The 22,420-nt window shown below is 73.8% G+C and carries 17 protein-coding genes; 4 read left to right on the plus strand and 13 right to left on the minus strand.

Annotated elements, in window-relative coordinates:
- Window positions 1-20: 20 nt before the first annotated feature.
- The 7 genes from Q0858_RS06205 to ndk form a co-directional block, all read right to left on the minus strand.
- On the minus strand, window positions 21-1,961 hold the full coding sequence (locus Q0858_RS06205) for a TIGR03960 family B12-binding radical SAM protein (RefSeq protein WP_299051990.1): 1,941 nt from the start codon (window positions 1,959-1,961) through the stop codon (window positions 21-23).
- 73 nt (window positions 1,962-2,034) lie between these two features.
- Window positions 2,035-3,243, minus strand: coding sequence for a rod shape-determining protein RodA (rodA, locus tag Q0858_RS06210; RefSeq protein ID WP_299051991.1), 1,209 nt, complete (start codon window positions 3,241-3,243; stop codon window positions 2,035-2,037).
- The gene (gene mrdA / locus Q0858_RS06215; protein ID WP_299051992.1) at window positions 3,240-5,366 is read right to left on the minus strand and encodes a penicillin-binding protein 2; all 2,127 of its coding nucleotides are present in this window, start codon (window positions 5,364-5,366) and stop codon (window positions 3,240-3,242) included. The genes rodA and mrdA overlap by 4 nt, the downstream gene beginning before the upstream one ends.
- Complete coding sequence (gene mreD, locus Q0858_RS06220; protein WP_299051993.1) at window positions 5,363-5,941, minus strand: rod shape-determining protein MreD; 579 nt, start codon at window positions 5,939-5,941, stop codon at window positions 5,363-5,365. The genes mrdA and mreD overlap by 4 nt, the downstream gene beginning before the upstream one ends.
- Before the next feature lie 7 nt (window positions 5,942-5,948).
- Window positions 5,949-6,908, minus strand: coding sequence for a rod shape-determining protein MreC (mreC, locus tag Q0858_RS06225; RefSeq protein ID WP_299051994.1), 960 nt, complete (start codon window positions 6,906-6,908; stop codon window positions 5,949-5,951).
- Window positions 6,905-7,936, minus strand: a complete 1,032-nt coding sequence (locus Q0858_RS06230) for a rod shape-determining protein (protein WP_299051995.1) — start codon at window positions 7,934-7,936, stop codon at window positions 6,905-6,907. The genes mreC and Q0858_RS06230 overlap by 4 nt, the downstream gene beginning before the upstream one ends.
- A 354-nt stretch (window positions 7,937-8,290) precedes the next feature.
- The gene (gene ndk / locus Q0858_RS06235; RefSeq protein WP_299051996.1) at window positions 8,291-8,698 is read right to left on the minus strand and encodes a nucleoside-diphosphate kinase; all 408 of its coding nucleotides are present in this window, start codon (window positions 8,696-8,698) and stop codon (window positions 8,291-8,293) included.
- A 46-nt stretch (window positions 8,699-8,744) separates the two neighbouring features.
- Between ndk and Q0858_RS06240 the strand changes: the two genes are divergently transcribed.
- A complete protein-coding gene (locus Q0858_RS06240) occupies window positions 8,745-9,566 on the plus strand; it encodes a hypothetical protein (RefSeq protein ID WP_299051997.1) in 822 nt (273 codons plus the stop codon).
- Between the two features lie 43 nt (window positions 9,567-9,609).
- Complete coding sequence (locus Q0858_RS06245) at window positions 9,610-10,632, plus strand: hypothetical protein (protein ID WP_299051998.1); 1,023 nt, start codon at window positions 9,610-9,612, stop codon at window positions 10,630-10,632.
- A 189-nt stretch (window positions 10,633-10,821) separates the two neighbouring features.
- Here Q0858_RS06245 and Q0858_RS06250 read toward each other — a convergent pair whose 3' ends face one another.
- The 5 genes from Q0858_RS06250 to Q0858_RS06270 form a co-directional block, all read right to left on the minus strand.
- On the minus strand, window positions 10,822-13,677 hold the full coding sequence (locus Q0858_RS06250) for a hypothetical protein (RefSeq protein WP_299051999.1): 2,856 nt from the start codon (window positions 13,675-13,677) through the stop codon (window positions 10,822-10,824).
- Between the two features lie 92 nt (window positions 13,678-13,769).
- On the minus strand, window positions 13,770-15,002 hold the full coding sequence (locus Q0858_RS06255) for an AGE family epimerase/isomerase (protein WP_299052000.1): 1,233 nt from the start codon (window positions 15,000-15,002) through the stop codon (window positions 13,770-13,772).
- Complete coding sequence (locus Q0858_RS06260) at window positions 14,986-15,417, minus strand: DUF4233 domain-containing protein (protein WP_299052001.1); 432 nt, start codon at window positions 15,415-15,417, stop codon at window positions 14,986-14,988. Before Q0858_RS06260 ends, Q0858_RS06255 begins: the two co-directional genes overlap by 17 nt.
- Window positions 15,414-16,784 carry a Mur ligase family protein gene (locus tag Q0858_RS06265; protein WP_299052002.1) on the minus strand — a complete coding sequence of 457 codons (1,371 nt, stop codon included), beginning with the start codon at window positions 16,782-16,784 and terminating at the stop codon, window positions 15,414-15,416. Before Q0858_RS06265 ends, Q0858_RS06260 begins: the two co-directional genes overlap by 4 nt.
- 256 nt (window positions 16,785-17,040) lie before the next feature.
- Complete coding sequence (locus tag Q0858_RS06270) at window positions 17,041-17,931, minus strand: GNAT family N-acetyltransferase (protein WP_299052003.1); 891 nt, start codon at window positions 17,929-17,931, stop codon at window positions 17,041-17,043.
- A gap of 78 nt (window positions 17,932-18,009) precedes the next feature.
- On the opposite strand from Q0858_RS06270, the gene valS reads away from it, so the two are divergent.
- Together valS and Q0858_RS06280 are read left to right on the plus strand one after the other, a co-directional pair.
- Entirely contained in the window at window positions 18,010-20,640 is a 2,631-nt protein-coding gene (gene valS, locus Q0858_RS06275) for a valine--tRNA ligase (RefSeq protein WP_299052004.1), read from the plus strand.
- Between the two features lie 50 nt (window positions 20,641-20,690).
- Window positions 20,691-20,900: a TOBE domain-containing protein gene (locus Q0858_RS06280; protein WP_299052005.1), complete on the plus strand. Its 210-nt coding sequence runs from the start codon at window positions 20,691-20,693 to the stop codon at window positions 20,898-20,900.
- Window positions 20,901-21,021: 121 nt separating this feature from the next.
- Here the strand turns inward: Q0858_RS06280 and clpX are convergent, their stop codons facing one another.
- A complete protein-coding gene (clpX, locus tag Q0858_RS06285) occupies window positions 21,022-22,305 on the minus strand; it encodes an ATP-dependent Clp protease ATP-binding subunit ClpX (protein WP_299052006.1) in 1,284 nt (427 codons plus the stop codon).
- Window positions 22,306-22,420: the final 115 nt, after the last annotated feature.

Raw genomic sequence — 22,420 nt, forward strand, 5'->3', positions numbered from 1 at the left:
CGAGGCGCCCTCCGCCACGCTCAGACCACGGAGAGCGGCAGCAAGGACTGGCCGGTGGGGCCGACCTGGATCTCGGTGCCCATCTCGGGACAGACGCCGCAGTCGTAGCAGGGCGTCCAGCGGCAGTCCTCGACGTCGACGGAGTCGGGGTCGAGGGCGTCCTCCCAGTCGGCCCAGAGCCAGTCCTTGTCGAGGCCGGAGTCGAGGTGGTCCCAGGGCAGGACCTCGTCCTCGGTGCGCTCACGGGTCGTGAACCAGTCGAGGTCCACACCGGTGCCAGCGAGGCCGGTCTCGGCGGCGGCGGCCCAGCGCTCGTAGGAGAAGTGCTCGCTCCAGCCGTCGAAGCGGGCGCCGTTGCGCCACGCCTCCTCGATGACGCGGCCGACCCGACGGTCGCCGCGGGAGAGCAGTCCCTCGACGATGCCCGGTTGGCCGTCGTGGTAGCGGAAGCCGATGGCGCGGGCGTACTTCTTCTGGCTCCGCACCGCCTCCCGCAGCTTGCGCAGCCGCTCGTCGGTGGTCTCGGGGTCGAGCTGCGCGGCCCACTGGAACGGCGTGTGCGGCTTCGGCACGAACCCGCCGATCGAGACCGTGCAGCGGATGTCGTTGCGGCCCGAGACCTCGCGGCCGGTGTCGATCACCCGGGTGGCGAGATCGGCGATGGCGAGGACGTCCTCGTCGGTCTCGGTGGGCAGCCCGCACATGAAGTAGAGCTTCACCTGGCGCCAGCCGTGGGAGTACGCCGCGGCGACGGTGCGGATCAGGTCCTCCTCCGTCACCGCCTTGTTGATGACCTTCCGCATCCGCTCGCTGCCGCCCTCGGGGGCGAACGTCAGCCCGGAGCGGCGGCCGTTGCGGCTGAACTCGTTCGCCAGCGCGATGTTGAAGGCGTCGACGCGGGTGCTGGGCAGGCTGAGCGAGACGTTGCGGTCCTCGTACCGGTCGGCCAGGCCCTTGGCGACCTCGCCGATCTCGGTGTGGTCGGCGCTGGAGAGGCTGAGCAGGCCGACCTCGTCGAACCCGGTGTTCCGCACGCCGGTCTCGACCATCGCGCCGATGGTCTCGATGCTCCGCTCGCGGACGGGGCGGGTGATCATCCCGGCCTGGCAGAAGCGGCAGCCGCGGGTGCAGCCGCGGAAGATCTCGACGCTGAAGCGCTCGTGGACCGTCTCGGCGACCGGCACCAGCGGCTTGGAGGGGTAGGGCCAGGCGTCGAGGTCCATCAGCGTGTGCTTGCGGACCCGCTCCGGCACGCCCTCGACGGCGGGGACGACGGAGGCGAGGGCGTGGTCGTCGCCGTAGGTGACCTCGTGGAAGCGCGGCACGTAGACGTTGCCGGTCACCGCGAGGCGGCGCAGCAGCTCGAGGCGGCCGCCGGGGCGGCCTTCCGCGCGGTGCTCGCGGACGACGTCCGAGATCGCGAGCACGATCTCCTCGCCGTCGCCGAGGACGGCGGCGTCGAGGAAGTCGGCGACGGGCTCGGGGTTGAACGCGGCGTGCCCGCCGGCCAGGACGAGCGGGTCGGCGTCCGTGCGGTCGACGGCGTGCAGCGGGATCCCGGCGAGGTCCAGCGCGGTGAGCATGTTCGTGTAGCCCAGCTCGGTGGAGAAGCTGAGGCCGAGGACGTCGAAGTCCCGGACCGGGCGGTGGGCGTCGACGGTGAACTGCGGGACGTCGTGGGACCGCATGACGGCCTCCATGTCGGGCCACACGGCGTACGTGCGCTCCGCGACGATCCAGTCTCGCTCGTTGAGGACCTCGTACAGGATCTGGACGCCCTGGTTGGGCAGGCCGACCTCGTAGGCGTCGGGGTACATCAGCGCCCACCGCACCTCGGTGGTCCCCCACTCCTTGACGACCGAGTTCAGCTCGCCGCCGACGTACTGGATCGGCTTGCTGACGCTCTCGAGGTACGGCTCGAGACGCTCGAAGACGCTGGCGGGCTCCTGCTCGGGTGACACGAGGTGGACCTCTCGGGCTCGGGACGGCGGCGTGGTGCAGCCCCCCAGCGTACGGACTCCGGGACCGACCGTCTCAGCGCGCCGGTGTACGGCGGGGGGCGGTGTAGCGGGAGGGCGCGACGGCGTGGGTGCGCAGGTGGATGTTCATCAGCAGGCCCACGGCGAGGAGGTTCGCGAACATCGAGGACCCGCCGTACGACACGAAGGGCAGGGGGACGCCGGTGACGGGCATGATCCCGAGGCACATGCCGACGTTCTGGAACGCCTGGAAGCCGAACCAGCAGGCGATGCCGCCGGCGGCGATGCGACCGAAGACGTCGTCGGTCTCGGCGGCGATGACCAGCGCGCGCCACACGACGACACCGAGCAGGGCGATCAGCAGCCCGGCGCCGAGCAGGCCGAGCTCCTCGCCGGCGACGGTGAAGACGAAGTCGGTGTGCTGCTCGGGGACGAACCCCGCGCGGGTCTGCGAGCCGTCGAAGAGGCCCTGCCCGAACAGCCCGCCGTTGCCGACGGCGATGCGGGCCTGCTCGGTGTTGTAGCCGGCGCCCCGGGGGTCGAGACCCGGGTCGGTGAAGGCCAGGAAGCGGTCGACCTGGTAGTCGGCGAGCACGCCGGCCGCGACCGCTCCGACGGCGCCGAGCACGCCGGTGAGGGTGAGGCCGACGAGCCAGCGACGGGGCGCCCCCGACAGGGCGATCACGCCGAAGACGGTGGCGGTGAGGACGAGCATCGTGCCGAGGTCGGGCTGGAGCAGGATCAGCGCGGCGGGCAGGCCGGCGATGAGCAGCATCCCGACGACCTCGACGGTGCCGACGCCGCGGCGCCACGACCCCTCGGCGCGCTCGGCGACCAGGAGCGCCATCCCGATGACCACGGCGAGCTTCGCGAACTCGCTGGGCTGGACCGACAGCGGGCCGAGGTCGATCCACGACCGCGAGCCGTTGATGGTCGACCCCATGACGAGCACGAGGACCAGACCGACGACGGAGGCGAGGTAGACCAGCGGCGCGACGATGCGGATCCACCGGTGGTCGGTGGCGAGCACGAGGACGAAGAGCACGGCGCCGATGGCGATGTTGACGAGCTGGCGGCGCAGGTAGGCCTGCGGGTCGCCGCCGGTGAGGTCGTCGCGGGCCACCGTGGCCGACCAGACGAGCAGGGTGCCGACGACGACGAGCGCGGCGACCGCGCCGAGCAGCCACCAGTCCAGGCGCGGGGCGCGCGCCAGCGGTCCGCGGGCGGCGCTCCGCACGGCGGGCCGGTCCCCCAGCATCGTCATCCGGCTGCTCCGGTCGTCCGGGGCCGGGGCGGCAGGATCGAGCCGTCCTCGGCGAAGGTGGGCAGGGCGTCGGGGGCCACGACCCCGGGGATCGCGGCGTCGCCGGGGTCGGCGGTCTCGCCGTCGACGCCGTACAGCGACTCCCAGATCTTGCGGATCGCCGGGCCCGAGGTGCCGGAGCCGGTGCCGCCCTGGCTGACCATCATCACGACGACGTAGTCGTCGGAGTACGACGCGACCCACGAGGTCGACTGCTTGCCGTAGACCTCCGCGGAGCCGGTCTTCGAGCGGATCGGGACCTGGTCGAGCGGGAAGCCGCCCATGCGCCAGGCCATCGTGCCGACGGAGGTGACGTTGCCGAGCGCGGCGTCGATGTAGGACTGGTACTCGGCGGGCATCCGGACGGTGCCGTTCTGCCGCGGCTCGATCTCCCGGACGACGCGACCGCCCGGCGAGACGATCGCCTTGCCGACCCGCGGGGCCATGAGGCGCCCGCCGTTGGCGATGGCGCCGTACGCGCGGGCGAGCTGGAGCGGGGTGACGACGGTGTCGCCCTGTCCGATGGAGAAGTTCACGGCGTCGCCGGCGCGGTACCAGGAGCCCTCGACGCAGAACTCGCGGGCGAAGCGGTGCAGGAAGTCCTCGCCGGGCTCCTGGCCGATCTCGCAGTAGTAGTCCTTCTGCGCGCGGTAGTACTCGCGCTTCCACTCGCGGTCGGCGATCCGGCCGGTGGCCTCGCCCGGGACGTCGATGCCGGTGCGGCGGCCGAAGCCGAACTCCTGGGCCTCGTCGACGAGGGGGTCGGGGGCGTCGACATCGGTCGGGTCGGAGCCCAGCCGGTTCCAGAAGTCGTAGCCGATCCGGTAGAAGAACGTGTTGCAGGAGACCTCGAGCGCCTTGTCGAAGCCGATGTAGCCGTAGGCGCCGGACTCGTAGTTGTTGAACGCCCGGTTGCCGACGGCGAACGAGCTCGAGCAGTCGAGCCGGGTGTCGGTGGAGTAGCCGTTGCGCAGGGCCCCGAGGGTCATGAACGGCTTCCACGTCGAGCCGGGCGCGAACTGGCCCTGCGTCGCCCGGGACAGCAGCGGCGTGCCGGCGTCCTCGGAGTAGAGGCGGTCGAGCTGGCTGGTGCTGATGCCGCCGGTCCACACGTCGGGGTCGTACGTCGGCTGGCTGGCCATCGCGACCACGCGACCGGTGTCGGCCTCGAGGACGACGGCCGCGCCGGCGTCGGCGACGTAGGGCACGCCGGTGACCTCGTCGACGGTGCCGCGGGCGGTCTCGATGGTCTGCGCGAGCTGGCGCTCCACGACCCCCTGGACGCGGGCGTCGATCGAGGTGACGAGGGTGTCGCCGGGGCGGGCCCGGTCCTGCCCGCCGGCGCCCAGGACGCGGCCCATCGAGTCGACCGCGACCCGGCGGTAGCCGGGCATCCCCCGCAACCAGGCGTCGTACTGCTTCTCGACGCCGGCGCGGCCGACCGACGAGGCACCGTTGACGGACCGGTCCTCGGCCTCCTCGGCGTCGTCGAGCTCGTCCTCGGTGACCGGGCTCAGGTAGCCGAGGAGATGGGCGGCGTTGACGCCGTACGGCTGGGGGTAGGCGCGGAGCCGCTGCTTCTCGACCAGCACCGACGGGTAGTCCTCGGCCTGCTCCTTGAGCGACAGCGCGGTGCCGGGCTCGAGGTCGGTGGCGATCGGCACCGGCTGGTACGGCGACCCGTTCCAGCAGGTCCCCTCCACCGAGCCGGGGTCGCCGCAGTCCAGCAGCGTCGCGCGGATCTGCTTCAGCGGGACGTCGACGGCCTCGGAGACCCGCTCCAGCAGGCGCTCCTGCTGCGAGCCGGTCATGCGCTCCAGCAGGGACCGGTCGACGGAGGTGGTCCAGGAGGTGCGGTTGGCGACCAGCGGGCGGCCCTGGGCGTCGACGATGAGGCCCCGCGGGGGCTGCACGACGACCTCGCGGACGGACTGGGAGGCGGCGCGCGCCTGGTACTCCTCGCCGTCGAGCACCTGCAGGTAGTACAGGCGCGCTAGGAGCGTCGCGAACAGCGAGAAGACCAGCGCCTGGACGACGACCAGCCGCAGCCGGCTGCGTCGCGAGGCGCCCGCGGTGCGGCTCACCGCGCCGCCCGCGCGTCCGCGCGGGCCTCGGGTCGTGGGTCCCGCCGCACGGTCGACCGACCGCGCTCGGTCTCGAGGCGACGCATCAGCGCCAGCACGACGGGCAGGACGAACGGGGTCGCCACGACGTCGTACACGAGCGCGGTGACGATGACGACGAGCGTGTCGCGCACCCCCATCGCGGGGTCGGACAGCAGCATCCCGGTGAACGCGAAGACGGAGGCGCCGACGAAGGACGCGGCGGCGACGGTCAGGACGACGGAGCCCGCCGAGGGCTTGGACTCGGGGCCGCTCTGGGCGCGGAGGCGACCCACCAGCCAGCCCACCACGACCAGCGCGAGGGCCCAGCGGCCGGCGACGTGGTCGGCGGGCGGGGCGAGGTCCAGGGCGACGCCGGCGACGAAGCCGAGGACGGCGCCGAACTCCGGTCCGCGGACCAGCGCCGCGCCGACGACGACCAGCAGGCAGAGGTTGGGGACGACGCCGTTCCAGGACAGGTGCGACATCACGCTGACCTGCAGCAGCAGCGCCACGGTCACGAGGACGACCGCGACCAGCGCGCGCAGGGCGCTCATCGGACGCTCACCGGATGCTCCCGTCGGCCTCGAGGACGCCGCGGTCGCTACGGGTGCCCGAGGGCACGGCCACCCCGACGAGGTCGAGGGAGCTGAAGTCGACGAAGGGCTCGATCACCGCGAGCTTCGCGGTCTCCCGCGGGCTGCTCCACACCTGCGAGACGGTGCCGATCGGGACGCCCGGCACGTACGGCGCGCCGCCGTCGCTGCCCCACGTGACGACGGTGTCGCCCTCGTCGGGGGCGACGGTGCCGTCGACCAGGTCGAGGGTCAGCTCGCCGGCGTCCTCGATGGAGCCGCGACCGCGCAGGAAGCCGATCTCCATGCTGTCGCCGAGGCGGCCGCCGACCACCGACTCGGGGTCCATGACCAGCAGCACGGTCGCCGTCGTCCGGGTGGTGCGCAGGACGCGACCGACGAGGCCGTCGTTGTCGAGGACCGTCATGTCAGGGGTGATGCCCGCCTGGGAGCCGGCGTCGATGGTGACCGTGCGGGAGAAGGACTGCATCGGCCCCATGCCGACGACGCGGGCGGGGACCAGGGTGAACCCGCCCTCCTCGGCCGCGGTGGTGAGGCCGTCGAGCTCGGCGAGACGGTTGCGGTCGAGGCCGGACGTCGCCTGCTCGCTGCGCAGTCGGGAGTTCTCGGCCTCCAGCGTCGAGACCTCGCGACGCAGGGAGTCCTGGGTGCGCAGCCACGACGGAACGGCGGCGAAGGGCCGCACCAGGCCGGCGGCGCCGGCCTGCATCGGGCCGAGGGCCTCGCCCACGACGGACCGGCCGGCCTCGACGGGCCCGTCGTCGGTCTGCTGGTCGAGGGTGATGAGGCTGACGCTGCCGAGCAGCAGGGCGACGAGCAGCGCGCGGGAGGGCCGGCCGCCCTCGAGACGCTCGAGGCCGCGCCAGCGCTTCTCCCGGCCACGGGACGGACGGGCGGGCCGGGTGTGGCCCTGACGGGGCGAGGTCATCCGAACCGCCGCGGCTCGGAGACCAGGACCTGCTGCAGCGCCTCGAACTCCTCCACGCAGCGGCCGGCGCCGAGCGCCACCGAGGTGAGGGGGTCCTCGGCGACGTGGACGGGCATGCCGGTCTCGTGGCGCAGCCGCTCGTCGAGGCCGCGGAGCAGCGCTCCGCCGCCCGTGAGCACGATGCCGCGGTCCATGATGTCGCCGGCCAGCTCGGGCGGCGTGGAGTCCAGCGTCGCGCGGACGGCGTCCACGATGTCGGAGAGCGGCTCCTCCATGGCCTGACGGACCTCGGCGGAGGACACGGTGACCGTCCTCGGCAGGCCGGAGACCATGTCGCGGCCGCGGATCTCGGCCTCCGGCTCGGCGGGGAGCGGGAAGGCCGAGCCCAGGGTGGTCTTGATCTCCTCGGCGGTGCGCTCGCCCAGCAGGAGCGAGTACTCCTTCTTCATCCACGCGATCACGGCGGCGTCGAGGTCGTCGCCGGCGGTGCGGACCGAGATGGACGTGACGATGCCGCCGAGCGAGATGACGGCGACCTCGGTGGTCCCGCCGCCGACGTCCACGACCATGTTGCCGGTGGCCTCGTGGACGGGCAGCCCGGCGCCGATCGCGGCGGCCATGGGCTCCTCGACGATGTAGACCCGGCGGGCGCCGGCCTGGTAGCCGGCCTCCTTGACGGCCCGCTGCTCGACGGCGGTGATGCCGCTGGGGACGCAGACGACCATCCGTGGCTTCGCGAAGTAGCGACGGCGGTGCACCTGCTGGATGAAGTAGCGCAGCATCTGCTCGGTCGCCTCGAAGTCGGCGATGACGCCGTCCTTGAGGGGGCGGATGGCGGCGATGTTGTCCGGCGTACGGCCGATCATGCGCTTGGCCTCGTGGCCGACGGCGAGGATCTCGCCGGTGGTGTCGTTGAGCGCGACGACGCTCGGCTCGTCGAGCAGCACGCCCTTGCCGCGGACGTAGACCAGCGTGTTGGCGGTCCCGAGGTCCACGGCCATGTCCCGGCCGATGAAGCTGTTCGGCATGTTCTGGCTGCCTCGCAGGGTGCAGGAGTGGGGAAGTCGGACCCGCGCGCACGGGTCCGCTCCTGACAGTAGGAACGCGGGGCTGCCGGGCCCGGGAGGCGCGCCGGGAGGCTGCAGGTCCGCGCGAGGAACGAGCGAGGACCGTGGCAGCCGAAGGTCGACGAGCCCGCGCGACCGAGGAACGAGGTCGCGACCGGGCGTCTCGAGACCCGGTGAGCCGGACATCGGCCGCCAGCACCGACCGAAGGTCGGGGTGCTCCGAGCGCTAGCGAGGAGCCACGAGACCCGGCGGGGCGAGTGACGGCCCCGACCACGACGGAGGTCGAGGTGCCCCGAGCCCGGAGCCGCGTCAGCTCACAGGCTGGGGAACCACAGCCCGATCTCGCGCTCGGCGGACTCCGGGGAGTCGGAGCCGTGGACGAGGTTCTCGCGGTTCGACAGCGAGAGGTCGCCGCGGATGGTGCCGGGCGCGGCCTTGCGGCCGTCGGTGGCGCCGTTGAGGGCGCGGACGACCTCGATCGCCTCGTCGCCCTCGACGACCATCGCCACGAGCGGGCCGGAGGTGACGAAGTCGCGCAGCGGCGGGTAGAAGTCGCGCTCGACGTGCTCGGCGTAGTGGCGGTCGGCCTGGTCGGCGTCGATGGTGCGGAGCTCCATCGCGACGAGGGAGAGGCCCTTGGCCTCGAAGCGCGACAGCACCTCCCCCACCAGGCCGCGACGCACGGTGTCGGGCTTGAGCAGGACGAGGGTGCGCTGCGACATGCGCCGCACCCTATCGCCGTGCCCGGAGCCGGGTGATGATGACCCGATGGGGGTCACCGAGCCGACGCACGTCACCGATCTCCCGGACGTCACGGTGGCCGTGGTCGGCGACGGGCCGCGGACGCCGGGTCTCGTCGACGCCCTGCTGTCCGCGGTCCCGGGCGTGTGGCTGCCCCAGCCCGCGCGGGCTGTGCTGCCCGAGGACCTGCAGGGGGTGGACGGCGTCCTGGTCGGCGACGGCGTCGACGCGACCGAGGTGGCCGTCACCGCGCTCCGTTCGGGTCTCCCGGTCCTGGTGGCCGAGCCCCCGACGGACCCCCGGGCGGCGGAGACCCTCCTCCGCGCCGACCGGGAGGCCGAGCACACGACCGGGCGCTCGCTGGTGCAGGTGGGCTTCGCCCGCCGTCACGACCCGCGGTTCCGTGAGCTGCGGGGCCACGCCGCCGGGGGCGCCCTCGGCCGCCTGCGTCTGGTCCGCGGCGTCGAACCGTGCCGCGACCCGGACGGGGGCCTCGTGCACGCGCTCGACACCGTCGCGTGGCTGGTGGGTCGGCCGGTCACGGTCGCCGGCACGGAGGGCGGGGACGACGTCCTGCTGGTGTCCGCGCGGACCGAGGACGGCCCGGTCGTGGACCTCGAGCTGCGGCGGGGGCCGGGCGACCCGACCGACGTGCGGTGGGAGGTGCACGGCAGCGAGGGCTCGGCCGAGGTGGTGACCACGACCGACCACCTGGCGGAGGCCCACCGGATCCTCCTGACCGCGTGGGTGCGGTCGGTCAGCTCCGGGGTGCCGGGCGGCGCAAGGTCCGCCGACGGGTGCGCGGCCGCTCTGGGCGTCGCCGCCGCACGCGCGTCTCGCGTACAGTGAACACTGTTCGCTGAGTCGAGGTCCCGGGGGGACGTTGATGCCCGTGACCGCCCTGAGTGGCACCGATGCCCTCTTCACCGGCGGCGTCACGGACCCCCGCGACGGGCCGGCTGCTCCCCTCCGTGTCGGCGTGCTCGGCGCGGCCGCGGGCGGCGTCCCGCACCTGCGGGCCCTCGCGGGCGGCGTACCCGGCGCCCGCGTCGTGCTCGTGCAGGACGACGGCGACCAGCGGCGTCTGGCGGAGCTGGCCGAGCACGCCGGCGCGACCGTCGCCCGTCATCCGAACGAGGTCGTGGCCGCCGACCTGGACGCGGTCGTGGTGGCTGGCACGGACCCCGTGCCGGTGCTGTTCGCCTGCCTCGAGCGCGGGTTGCCGGCGTACGTCGAGCCCCGGCGGTTGCTCGACCCCGACGACGTCCGCGCCCTGGTGAGCCTGGAGGAGGCCCTGGGGCGTCGTCTCGTGCAGGTCGGGCTGACCCGGCGCCACGACCCCGCCCACCTGGCGCTGCGCCGCTCACTCGTCGACGGGGACGTCGGCCGCGTGCGGCTCGTGCGGTCCGTGGAGCGGAGCCAGGGCCTGCGGTCGGGGCTCCTGCCCGCGCTCGACGCCCTGGCCTGGCTGCTCGGCCTGCCGCCGACGTCGGTGCGCCTGACCTCCGAGGAGCCGACCCTCGTCACCGTCCGCGTGGGCGCGACCCTCGCCCGGGTCGAGGTGGACGACCACGCGCCGGGCGGTCACGAGATCCGCTGCGAGGTACTGGGCTCGGACGGCGTCACCACCCTCGGGGCGCCGCCGGCCGTGCGGGTCCTCGCCCGCGGGTCGGCCTCGGTGGGCCTCCCGGCCGACGCGACCGCCCGCTTCGCCGACGCCACCCGCATCGGCCTGACGGCGTGGGTCCGCTCGGTGCGCACCGGACGCGCGCTCGGCGCGAGCGCCTGGGACTGGCACGTCGCCACCACCGCGGCCGCCGCCGTGGCGGCGTCCCGCCTCGAGGACCGCGAGGTCCCCGTCGACCCCGGCCCCCGCCCCGGCCTGTACGACCCCGTCCCCCACCGCGCCCTGTAGGCCGAGTCGGCACGTCTGCGCACCCCACAGGCCTCGAGTCGGCACGTCTGCGCACCTCATAGACCTCGAGTCGGCACGTTTACGCACCCCCGGCTGCGCAGATCTGCCGACTCGACGACGTACGGCTGCGCAGATCTGCCGACTCGACGCCGTACAGCTGCGCAGACGTGCCGACTCGGCGGTGGGGGGTCAGCGGGTGGGGCGACGGCGGCGGAGGAGCCACAGGCCGGCGCCGAGCATCGCGCTGCCGAGGAGGAGGACGGGGAGCATGAGGCCGGGAGCGCCGGTGTCGGGCAGCAGGCCGGCGGGGGCGGTGGAGCCCGGGTCCTCGGGGTCGTACGGCGCGACCGGGTCGTACGGGTCGGTGCCGGCGGGGTCGCCGGTGCCGTCGTCCTCCCAGCCGGGCGTGCCGGGGGCGGCCGCGGTGGCGGTGTCACGGACGCGTGGTCCCGTCGCGACGTCGCCGAGGACGGGCTGGGCGCTCACGCGCGCGGTCACGTCGCCGCTCGCGGCGCCGCAGGTGACCGTGGCGGTGTCCCCCGCCGCGAGGCGGCCACCCGGCAGCTGGCAGAGCGTGGCGCCGTCCACCCCGAGGCGTACGCCGCGCAGCGGGGTCTCGCCCGGGTTGGAGACCGTCACGTCGGTCCGGCCGTCCGTGCCGTCGGTCGCGGCGACGCGACCCACCTCGACGGACACCTCCGGGACGAGGACCTCGATGCGTGTCGTGTCCCGGGCGGGGGTCGGGAACCCGCCGATCTCCCCCAGGGCGGTCGTCCGTACGACGAGGTCGTCGCCGTCGTCCCCCGCCTCGACCGTGCAGGCGTAGCGGCGTGACGCCCCGGGCGGCAGGGCGATCGGGCGCCGTCGGGTGCAGTCGGTGGCGCCGTCGGCGGTCACGACCAGGTCGCTCACCGACTCCGAGCCGCCGTTGGTGAGCTCGACCGTGAGGTCGACCTCCTCCTCCGGGACGGTGCGGTCGGCCTCGGGGGTGACGGTCACCGTGAACGGACCCTCGGCCCGCACGGTGGCCGAGTCGGTGTCGGTGACCTGGGCGCCGCCGTCGCCGGTCGCGGTGACGGTCGCGACGTTCTCGACGTCCTCGCGGATCGTGCGTCCGCAGGTGTGGCTCCGCTCCTCCCCCTCGGCAAGGGTGCCGAGCGTCCGGTCGCAGGCCTCCACCTGCGGGTCGTCGACCGTCACCTCCTCCAGCGGCCCGGCGCCGGTGTTGGCGACGGTGATGCGCCAACGCGCCCGGTCCCCGGAGGTGACGGAGTCCTCGACGGCGGTCTTGGTGATCTCGACGGCGGGAGCGATCGGGGCGGGCACGACGGTGACGGAGGCGGAGTCGGACGCGCTCAGCGCCGGGCCGCCGGGAGCGGACGCCGTGACCGTGGCGGTGTTGGTGAGGTCGTCGGTCACCGTGCCGGCGCAGCGGTAGGTCTGCTCCTCGCCCCGGTCGAGGCGGCCGAGGTCCCGGTCGCAGTCGGCCACCAGCGGGTCGTCGACGACCACCTCGTCCAGGGCGGTGTCGCCCGCGTTGCGGACGGTGATCGCCCAGCGCGCCTCCTCGCCCTCGACGACGCTGTCCTCGACGGCGGTCTTGGTGAGCGACACCGCGGGGTCGACGACGTCCACCGCCGCGCGGTCCACGGCGGTCAGCGTGGACCCGCCGGGGCCGGCACCGGTCACCGAGGCGACGTTGACGAGGTCCTCGGTCACGACGGACGTGCAGGTGACGGTCTCGGAGTCACCGGCCGCCAGGTCACCCACCGTCTGCTCGCAGTCGGCGACGGCGGGGTCGTCGATCTCGACGCCGGTCACGTCGACGCTGCTCGGGTTGCTGACCTCGAGGGTCCAGGTGACGGTGTCCCCGGCCCTGGCCACCGCGGGCGAGACGGTCTTGGTGAGGCACAGCGAGGGCACGGGCACCGACAGGGTCAGGCCCTGCAGCAGGAACGCGTCCGCGCCGCCGGCCGACCCCGTCGAGACCCCCAGCGTCGCCTCGGTGTCGCCGGGCTCGATCACCCCGCGCGGCACCTCGACGCGCTTGGCGTCGACCGAGAAGTTGTTCGGGTAGTCGGGCTCGACCCGGCCCTGGGCGGTCGAGGCGAAGAAGTTGTCGTCCTTGTCGGTGGCCGGGTCGGCGAGGGCGGTGCGGTTCACGCGGAGCCGGTCACCGACCTGCCCGTTGTCCCCCTCGTACGCCGTGACGCCGGCGCGGACCTCGCCGCCGCCCGCGACGCGGAACCCGGACGCGGTGACCGTCTGGGGCTCGTCGCCGACGCCCTGGCGGACGTGGCCGTCGTACACGAAGACCTCCCGGCGACGGACGTCGCAGCCGAGGCCGGCCGGGTCGGCGGCGGTGTGGACGAGCGTCAGCGACCAGCCGCCGAAGCAGCCGCGGCCCTCCGCGGCGAACACGTCCCCGACCGTGACCCGGACGTCGCGCCCGTCGTCCCCGGCGCGCACGCCCGCGAAGGCGTCGGTCACGACCGCGTCCGCGCTGTAGTAGCCGACCGACGAGGTGTCCCGGGTGTAGTCCTGCGGCGCGACGTCGACACCACCGGCGTCGCCGACCCTCAGACGGACCGCGTTCTCCTCGGCCGATCCCTCCGGGTAGTCGCCCGGGTCCCCGACGCCGCACTGCTGGCCCCCACGGTTGCCGGCCCACGACAGCCGCGCGTAGCTGACCCGCGATCCGGCCGGCAGCCGGACCTCCGCGCTCGACGAGTTGACCGTCGAGTCGTCGCCGTCGACGTCGGCGTACCGCATCGCGAAGCGGTTGTTGTTGAGCTGGTTGTCGCGGCGGCTCGCCGCGAGGCAGTCCTCGCGGGCGCCGTCCGGGTCCCGGGGGCACACGAGGACGGCGTTGCCGACCGTGACCACGTCGCCGACGACCTGGTCGGTGTGCACGCGCGTCAGCGGGTCGTAGACGTCGGCGGCGGCCGGGGCGCTCACACCGACGACGCCGGCGGCGGACGCGAGCCCGGTCAGCGCGAGCACCAGCGCGAGCCGCAGGCAGCCCAGCAGTCGGGTCGTCGCCACGTCGCACCTCCCCCGTGCGGGCCCGCTCGCGGGGCTCTGGCGGCGACTCTAGGCCCGGTGGAGCCCCGGAGGCACGCATTTCCGCGGTGTCGTCACGACCTGCGCCGCGACGCGAGCACGGCGCCGACGAGGCTGGGCGCGGCGGGCAGCAGCGGCAGCACGGTGGCCTGGTAGGCGTGGTAGAGGTCCGGTCGGCCCGTCCAGACGTACGCCGAGGGCCGGTTGTGCTCGTCGAGCTCGTGGCGCCAGGACCCGTCCGCGGGGGCGACGAGGTGCTCGACGGCCCAGCCCCACCAGCGGCGGTGGTCGGCCAGCGCGGCGTCCTCGCCGGTGGCGACGTGGCGGGCCCAGGCCGCGCCGAGCGCCTCGGCCAGCACCCAGTGCATCCGCAGCCGGACGACGGGCCGGTCGGCGAAGTCGGTGGTGTAGACGAACCCGCTCGCGCCGTCGACCGCCCACCCGCGCGCCACCGCGGCGTCATACAGCGCGAGGGAGGCCGGCAGCAGCCAGTCGGGGGCCCCGCCCGGTCGTGCGGCGCTCGCGGCCCGCAGCCCCAGCAGCAGCCGCGACCACTCCAGCAGGTGACCGACGGTGACGCCGTACGGACGGAAGGGGTGGGCGGGCTCGTCGACGTGGTGGTCGAGGTCGGGGACCCACGTCGGGTCGAAGTGCTCCGGCAACCGCCAGGCGTGCGCCCGCGCGACGCCGTCGACGAGCCGGGTCGCGACGGCGAGCGCCCGGTCGAGCCAGCGGTCCTCCCCCGTCACGTCGTACGCCGCGGTGAGGGCCTCGACGGTGTGCATCGCCGCGTTGCCGCCGCGGTAGTCGTCGAGGCGGGTGAACGTCGCGTCCCAGGTGTCGAGGGGCATCTGCTGGTCCGCGTCCCAGAACCGCTCGTCGGCGACCCGCAGCGCGTCGGCGAGGAGGACCGGGCCGTCCGGGTGGCCGGCCCCGGTCGCCGAGGCGCCCGCGAGGACGACGAACGCCTGCTGGTAGGCCTCCTTGTCGGCCGTCGTCGCGCCGACGGCCGGCAGCCACCCGTCGTTCTCGTGGTCCCGCAGCAGGGTGCGCAGGGCCCGCACACCGTGGTCGAGCAGGTCGTCGGCGCCGGCGTGGCCGCGCAGGTGGGCGAGCGCGGCGACGTGGGTCATCCGGGCGGTGATCCAGGTCTCCGGCGCTCGGCCGGGCAGGAGCCGCCCGTCGTCGCCGAGCCAGCCGAACCCGCCCGCGGGGTCGCGGGCCCGCCCGAGCAGGGCCACCAGGCGGGCCTCGGCGACCGGCAGGTCGGGCCCGTGGCCCGACACCGACTCAGGCGCCGTCGCCACCGCGGGCCTCGTACGCCGCCCACGCTGCCGCGCGCTCGCGCTCGATCTTCCGACCGAGCAGGTCGGCGGCGGTCCACAGCGCGGCGAAGACCGCCCCGAGGAAGAACATGGCCGGGACGACGAGCCCCAGGGCCAGCGCGCCGGCCTGCACGACGTACCCGACGCCGTACGCCCACTCGGCGCGGAGCGCCCCCGCGAGCAGGATGCACACGAGGGCGAGCCCGAGGCCGACGGCGAGGGCGGTGCCGAGCGGGACGTCGGACAGCGTCACCATCACCGGGGTGGTCAGCGCGAGCGCGATGGACTCCAGGCTCAGCACGGCGGCGCACATGCCGCGGCGCGGCGAGCGCTGGGCGGCGCGGGGGACCTGCGGGGGTGTCCGGGCCTCGTCGCCCGGGGCGGTCGCGTCGCTCACCGGGTCCGCCCCAGCAGCGCCCGGGCCTCGCCGACGGTGACGACGGAGCCGGTGATGAGCACCGCCCCGGAGCCCATGGCCTCCCCCAGGGCCTGCCCGGCCTCGGCGAGGGCGGCCGCCTGGTCGATCGCCTCGGGCAGCCGGTCCGCGACCGTGACGCGGGTGTCGCCGAACAGCTCGCGGGCGATCACGGCGAGGGCCTCGGGGTCCATCGCGCGGTCGGTCGAGGCCCGCGTGCAGACGAGGTGGGCCAGGTGGGGCTCCAGCTCGGCGAGCATGCCGTCGACGTCCTTGTCGGCCATGACCGAGGCGACGCCGATGAGGGGCGAGAACGCGAACGAGTCGTCGAGGGCGGCCGCCGCCGCGGCGGCGCCCGCGCGGTTGTGCGCGGCGTCGAGCAGCATGGTCGGGCTGCGCCGGACGATCTCGAGACGACCTGGGGAGGTGAACGTCGCGAAGGCCTCCCGCACCAGCTCGTCGGCCAGCGGCTCGCCGTCGGCGGTGCGGCCGACCAGGGCCTCGACCGCGGCGAGGGCCGCCGCGGCGTTGTGGGCCTGGTGCTCGCCGTACAGGGGCAGGAACAGGTCGACGTACGTCGCGTGGAGGCCCTCGATCGTCACGACCTGGCCGCCGACGGCCGGGGTGCGGGCGACGACGCCGAACCCCTCGTCCTCGCGCACGAGGCGGGCGCCGACCTCGGCGACCCGCTCGGCGATCACGGCGGCGACGTCCTCGTCCTGGGTGGCGCTGACGACCAGCGAGCCCGGCTTGATGATGCCGACCTTCTCGCGGGCGATGTCGACCGTGGTCGTGCCGAGGTACTGGGTGTGGTCGATCGCCACGGGGAGGAGGACGGCGACGTCGGCGTCGGCGACGTTGGTGGCGTCCCACGCCCCGCCCATGCCGACCTCCACGACGGCGGCGTCGACGGGCGCGTCGGCGAACGCGGCGAACGCCATGCCGACGACGGCCTCGAAGAACGACAGCGGGTGCTCGGACCGGGAGTCCACGAGGTGCGTGTACGGCGCGACGTCGTTGAAGATCCGGACGAACTCCTCGTCGGACAGCGGCTCGCCGTCGAGGCTGATGCGTTCGGTGACGCTCTCGACGTGCGGGCTGGTGAAGCGTCCCGTGCGCAGGCCGGCGGCACGCAGGAGGTCGTCGATCATCCGCGCCGTGGAGGTCTTGCCGTTGGTGCCGGTCAGGTGCACGACCGGCGCGGCGCGCTGCGGGTCGCCGAGCAGCTCGACGAACGCGGCGATGCGGTCCAGCGACGGCTCCAGCCGCGTCTCGGGCCAGCGGGAGAGCAGGGCGTCGTACGCCTCGCCGAGGGTCTGGGCCGGCCGCGCCGTCTGCTGCTCTGACATCACCCCGAGTCTAGGAGGACCGCCGCACCGGGCCGCAGTCCGCGCACCGGATCTCGTGGCTCGGGCCTGGCGGCCCTCACACCTCGATCTCCGGACACCCCGGAGGCCGAGGTGCTCCGAGCCCCCGGCACCACCGGAGGTCGAGGTGCTCCGAGCCCCGGCGAGGAGCCACGAGACCCCCGCACCCGACCGCGATGCCCTCACCGGACCTCGTGGCTCGGGCCTGGCGGCCCTCGCACCTCGACCCCAGGACCCGTCAGTCCTGCACCAGCAGGAGGTCGGCGGTGTCGACCGCGGCCCGGAAGCCGATCCGCTCGTAGACGCCGGTGGAGACGGGGTTGTCGCGGTCGGCGAACAGGCAGACGCGCGAGCCCTCCCCGAGGCGCGCGGCGGCCAGCTCCGCGACGGCCCGGGCGGCGTACCCGTGGCCGCGGTGCTCGGGCGGGGTGTAGACCAGCGCCACCCGCGACATCCCGTACGCCGGGGGCTCCAGCACCGAGGCGTGCACCGGCTCGGAGTCCACCTCCCAGACCCACAGCGTGCCCGCGGCGACACGCTCCGGCACCCGTCGGGAGTCGACGCGACCTGCCGGACCCGGCTCCCGGCCCGCCTGGGCGTCCGCCTCCGCGTCGAACCGGTCGAACCAGTCCGAGCAGACGGCCACGTCGTCGGGCCGCGCCCGACGCAGGTGCCCCGGTGGGGACGCCATCGGGGCGACGTCGGTGACCTCGAAGATGCGCGTGGCCATGTCCTCGACCACGCGGGCCCCGCCCAGGCGGGCGAGCTCCTCGGCCACGACCGACACCGCCGGCGCGGCGCCGTTGACCCCGCCGACCTCCTCCCCGCGGTCGTGCAGGGTCCGTGCGAGCGCCACGGCGGCCTCCTCGGGGCACGGCAGCACGAACGGCGGGTGGGGCGGCGAGGGGTGGGTGCGCATGGCGGCGCCGACCGCGGCGCCCGACGCGTCGAACGCCGTGGCGAACCACCGCAGCTCGTCGGGCGGCGTCCAGGCCGGGTCCGCGGCCCGGGCGGCGTACCGCTCCGCGACGGTCGCGACGACGGTCGCGACCAGCGGGTCGGCGGACAGGACTCCCCCGGCTGCGTCGAGGAAGGCGACCGGGTCGCGGGTGAAGCTCCAACGGGCCATGCCCGGAGCCTAGAAACCGCCCCCGACCTGCGGGAACTGATTTTCGGGACACGTCAACCGGTGCGTAGCATCGTGCCCATGACAGCCACACGCGAGCCCGAGCAGTCCACGACGACGCCGCCCAGCCGCGGCGTCGCCGTACCGGACAAGCCCGTGCTCGAGGGGCTCGAGCAGCGCTGGTCCGAGCAGTGGGCCGCCGACGGCACCTACGCCTTCGACCGCACCCGCCCGCGCGCCGAGGTCTACTCGATCGACACCCCTCCCCCGACCGTGAGCGGCTCCCTGCACGTCGGGCACGTCTTCTCCTACACCCACACCGACCTCATCGCGCGCTACCAGCGCATGCGCGGCAAGACCGTCTTCTACCCGATGGGCTGGGACGACAACGGCCTCCCGACCGAGCGCCGGGTGCAGAACTACTACGGCGTCCGCTGCGACCCCTCGCTCGCCTACGACCCCGACTTCACCCCGCCCGAGAAGCCCGACCCGAAGAAGCAGGTGCCGATCAGCCGGCCCAACTTCGTCGAGCTGTGCGAGCGGCTGGTGCTCGAGGACGAGAAGGTCTTCGAGGACCTGTGGCGCACCCTCGGTCTCTCCGTCGACTGGGCGCAGCACTACACGACCATCGGCGAGAAGGCCCAGACCGCCAGCCAGCGGGCGTTCCTGCGCAACTTCGCGCGCGGCGAGGCGTACCTGCAGGAGGCCCCCACCCTCTGGGACGTCACCTTCCAGACCGCCGTCGCGCAGGCCGAGCTCGAGGCCCGTGACTACCCGGGCGCCTACCACCGCATCGGCTTCGGCCGCCCCGGCACCGACGAGGGGCCCGTCTTCGTCGAGACCACCCGCCCCGAGCTGGTGGCCAGCGTCGTCGCGCTGATCGCCCACCCCGACGACGAGCGGTACGCCGACCTGTTCGGCACCACCGTCACCTCGCCCGTGTACGGCGTCGAGGTCCCCGTCCTCGCCCACCCCGCGGCCGAGATGGACAAGGGCGCCGGCATCGCCATGTGCTGCACGTTCGGCGACCTCACCGACGTCACCTGGTGGCGCGAGCTCGACCTCCCGGTCCGCACGGTCATCGGCCGCGACGGCCGCTTCACCCGCGAGACCCCCGCCTGGCTGGCCTCCGAGAAGGCGTCGGCGGCGTACGGGCGGGTCGCGGGCAAGACCGTGTTCTCCGCCCGCGAGGAGACCGTGACCATGCTGCGGGAGACCTCCGAGATGGAGGGCGACCCGAAGCCGACCCAGCGCATGGCGAACTTCTACGAGAAGGGCGACAAGCCGCTCGAGGTCGTCGCCACCCGCCAGTGGTACCTCCGCAACGGTGGCCGTGACCGCGGCCTCCGCGCCGAGCTCGTCGGCCGCGGCGAGGAGATCACCTGGGTCCCGCCGTACATGAAGAGCCGGTACGACAACTGGGTCGGCGGTCTGAACGGCGACTGGCTGATCTCGCGCCAGCGCTTCTTCGGCATCCCGTTCCCGGTCTGGTACCCCCTCGACGACGAGGGCCAGCCCGACTACGCGCACCCGCTCATGCCGACCGAGGCGGAGCTGCCGGTCGACCCGTCGACCGACGCCCCGCGCGGGTTCGACGAGGCGCAGCGCGGCAAGCCGGGCGGGTTCCTCGGCGACCCGGACGTGATGGACACCTGGGCGACGTCCTCGCTGACCCCCCAGATCGCCGGCGGCTGGGAGACCGACCCCGACCTGTTCGAGCGGGTCTTCCCGATGGACCTCTGCACCCAGGCGCACGACATCATCCGCACCTGGCTGTTCTCCCGCGTCGTCCGCGCCCACCACGAGCAGGGCGTCTCGCCGTGGAGCCACGCGCTCGTCTCCGGCTTCGTGGTCGACCCGGACCGCAAGAAGATGTCGAAGTCCAAGGGCAACGTCGTGGTGCCCACCGACATCCTCGAGAAGTTCGGCGCGGACGCCGTCCGCTGGCGCGCCGCGACCGCCCGCCCGGGCCTCGACTCGCCGTTCGACGAGTCGCAGATGAAGGTGGGCCGCCGGCTGGCGATGAAGGTGCTGAACGCCTCCAAGTTCGTCCTCGGCCGCGTCGACGGTGCGACGACCGACCCGTTCGCCGTGGTCGACCCCGTCGACTGCGCACTGCTGGGACGGCTCGAGACGGTGATCCGCCGGGCGACCGACGCCTTCGACGCGTACGACTACACCACCGCCCTCGAGGTCACCGAGCGGTTCTTCTGGGAGTTCTGCGACGACTACGTCGAGCTCGTCAAGGAGCGCTCGTACGGCGACGACGCCGACAGCGTCACCGCTGCCGGGACCGACTCGGCCCGGGCCACCCTCGCGCTGGCGCTGGACGCGGTCCTGCGGCTGCTCGCGCCGTTCCTGCCCTACGTGACCGAGGAGGTCTGGTCGTGGTGGCGGGAGGGCTCGATCCACCAGCACGCCTGGCCGAAGGGCACCGACCTGGGCTCGGCGGCCGCCGCGGCCCCGGGCGTGCTCGAGGCCTCCGCCGCGGCGCTGGCCGGCATGCGGGGCGCCAAGTCCCAGGCCAAGGCGTCGATGCGCGCGGAGCTGGCCTCGGCGACCGTCCGCGGCCCCGAGAACCTGGTCCGTGGCGCCGAGGCCGCCGCCCGTGACCTGCGCGCCTCCGGGCGCGTCACCGGCGACCTCACCTTCGACGTCGACGACTCGCTCACCGAGATCGTCGTCGAGGCCCACCTGGCCGACCCCGCCTGAGCGGGGACGGATTCTCGGGCCGTCCGCCCCTCACCCTGAAGGAGATCCGCATGAGGCTGTCCACCCGCAACCAGCTCCCCGGCACCGTCGTCTCGGTGACCACCGGCGAGGCCATGGCCGTCGTCAAGATCCGCCTCGACGGCGGCGAGACCATCACGTCGTCCATCACCAAGGACGCCGCCGAGGACCTCGGCCTCGCCGAGGGCTCGAAGGTCACCGCGCTGGTGAAGTCGACCGAGGTCGCCATCGGCGTCGAGTGAGACCCGGCCCCTCGGGGCGACCCCGAACGCGGCGACGCCGCCCCTGCCTGAGGCAGGGGCGGCGTTCGTCTGTCCGCGTCGTGGTCGCGGCCGTCGGCCACCTCACCGGTGTCTCGACAGGTTACGCGGACTTCTTCTTCTTGCTGGTGTCGACCTCGCGGGTGACCAGCGTCGGGGGCTCGTCGTCCATCACGGTGTCGCGGTTGACGATCACCCGGGCGATGTCGCCACGGGACGGGACGTCGTACATCACGTGGAGCAGCGTCTCCTCGATGATCGCGCGCAGACCGCGGGCGCCGGTGCCGCGCTCCATCGCCTTCTCCGCGATCGACCGCACGGCCTCGTCGGTGAACTCGAGCTCGACGCCGTCGAGGTCGAAGAGCTTCTGGTACTGCTTCACCAGGGCGTTGCGCGGCTCGGTGAGGATCGCGACGAGCGCCTCCTCGTCCAGCTTGCTGACGCTCGCGATCAGCGGCAGGCGGCCGATGAACTCGGGGATGAGGCCGAACTTGGTGAGGTCCTCCGGGCGCACCTGCGACAGCAGGTCCTGGGCGTCGCGCTCGGCCTGGCCCTGCATGGCGGCGGTGAAGCCGACCGACTTGCGGCCGACCCGCTGCTCCACGATCTGCTCGAGGCCGGCGAAGGCGCCGCCGACCACGAACAGGATGTTCGTGGTGTCGATCTGGATGAACTCCTGGTGCGGGTGCTTGCGGCCGCCCTGCGGCGGGACCGACGCGGTCGTGCCCTCGAGGATCTTCAGCAGCGCCTGCTGCACGCCCTCGCCGGAGACGTCACGGGTGATCGAGGGGTTCTCCGCCTTGCGGGCGACCTTGTCGATCTCGTCGATGTAGATGATCCCGGTCTCGGCCTTCTTGACGTCGTAGTCCGCCGCCTGGATCAGCTTGAGCAGGATGTTCTCGACGTCCTCGCCGACGTAGCCCGCCTCGGTGAGCGCGGTGGCGTCGGCGATGGCGAACGGGACGTTCAGCATGCGCGCCAGCGTCTGCGCGAGGTACGTCTTGCCGCAGCCCGTGGGGCCGATGACGAGGATGTTGGACTTCGCCACCTCGACGGGCTCGTCCTTGCTGTGCTTGCCCGCCGCGGCCGCGGTCGCCTGGACCCGCTTGTAGTGGTTGTAGACCGCCACCGCGAGCGACTTCTTCGCCTGCTCCTGGCCGATGACGTAGGAGTTGAGGAACTCGAAGATCTCGCGGGGCTTGGGGAGCTCGTCGAGCCCGACCTCGCTGCCCTCGGAGAGCTCCTCCTCGATGATCTCGTTGCACAGGTCGATGCACTCGTCACAGATGTAGACACCTGGACCAGCGATCAGCTTCTTGACCTGCTTCTGGCTCTTCCCGCAGAAGGAACACTTGAGCAGGTCCCCGCCGTCACCGATGCGCGCCACGAGTGGTCACCCTCCGAATCGGCCCGACGCGCGTGACGCCGGGGCTGTGCGAATCGCTCCGGCGACCGTACCCCGTGCCGCCGACGCTTGCGTCGGGCGACACGGGGTCTGGAGC

It is taken from the genome of uncultured Nocardioides sp. (assembly GCF_947489365.1).
Taxonomy (GTDB): Bacteria; Actinomycetota; Actinomycetes; order Propionibacteriales; family Nocardioidaceae; genus Nocardioides.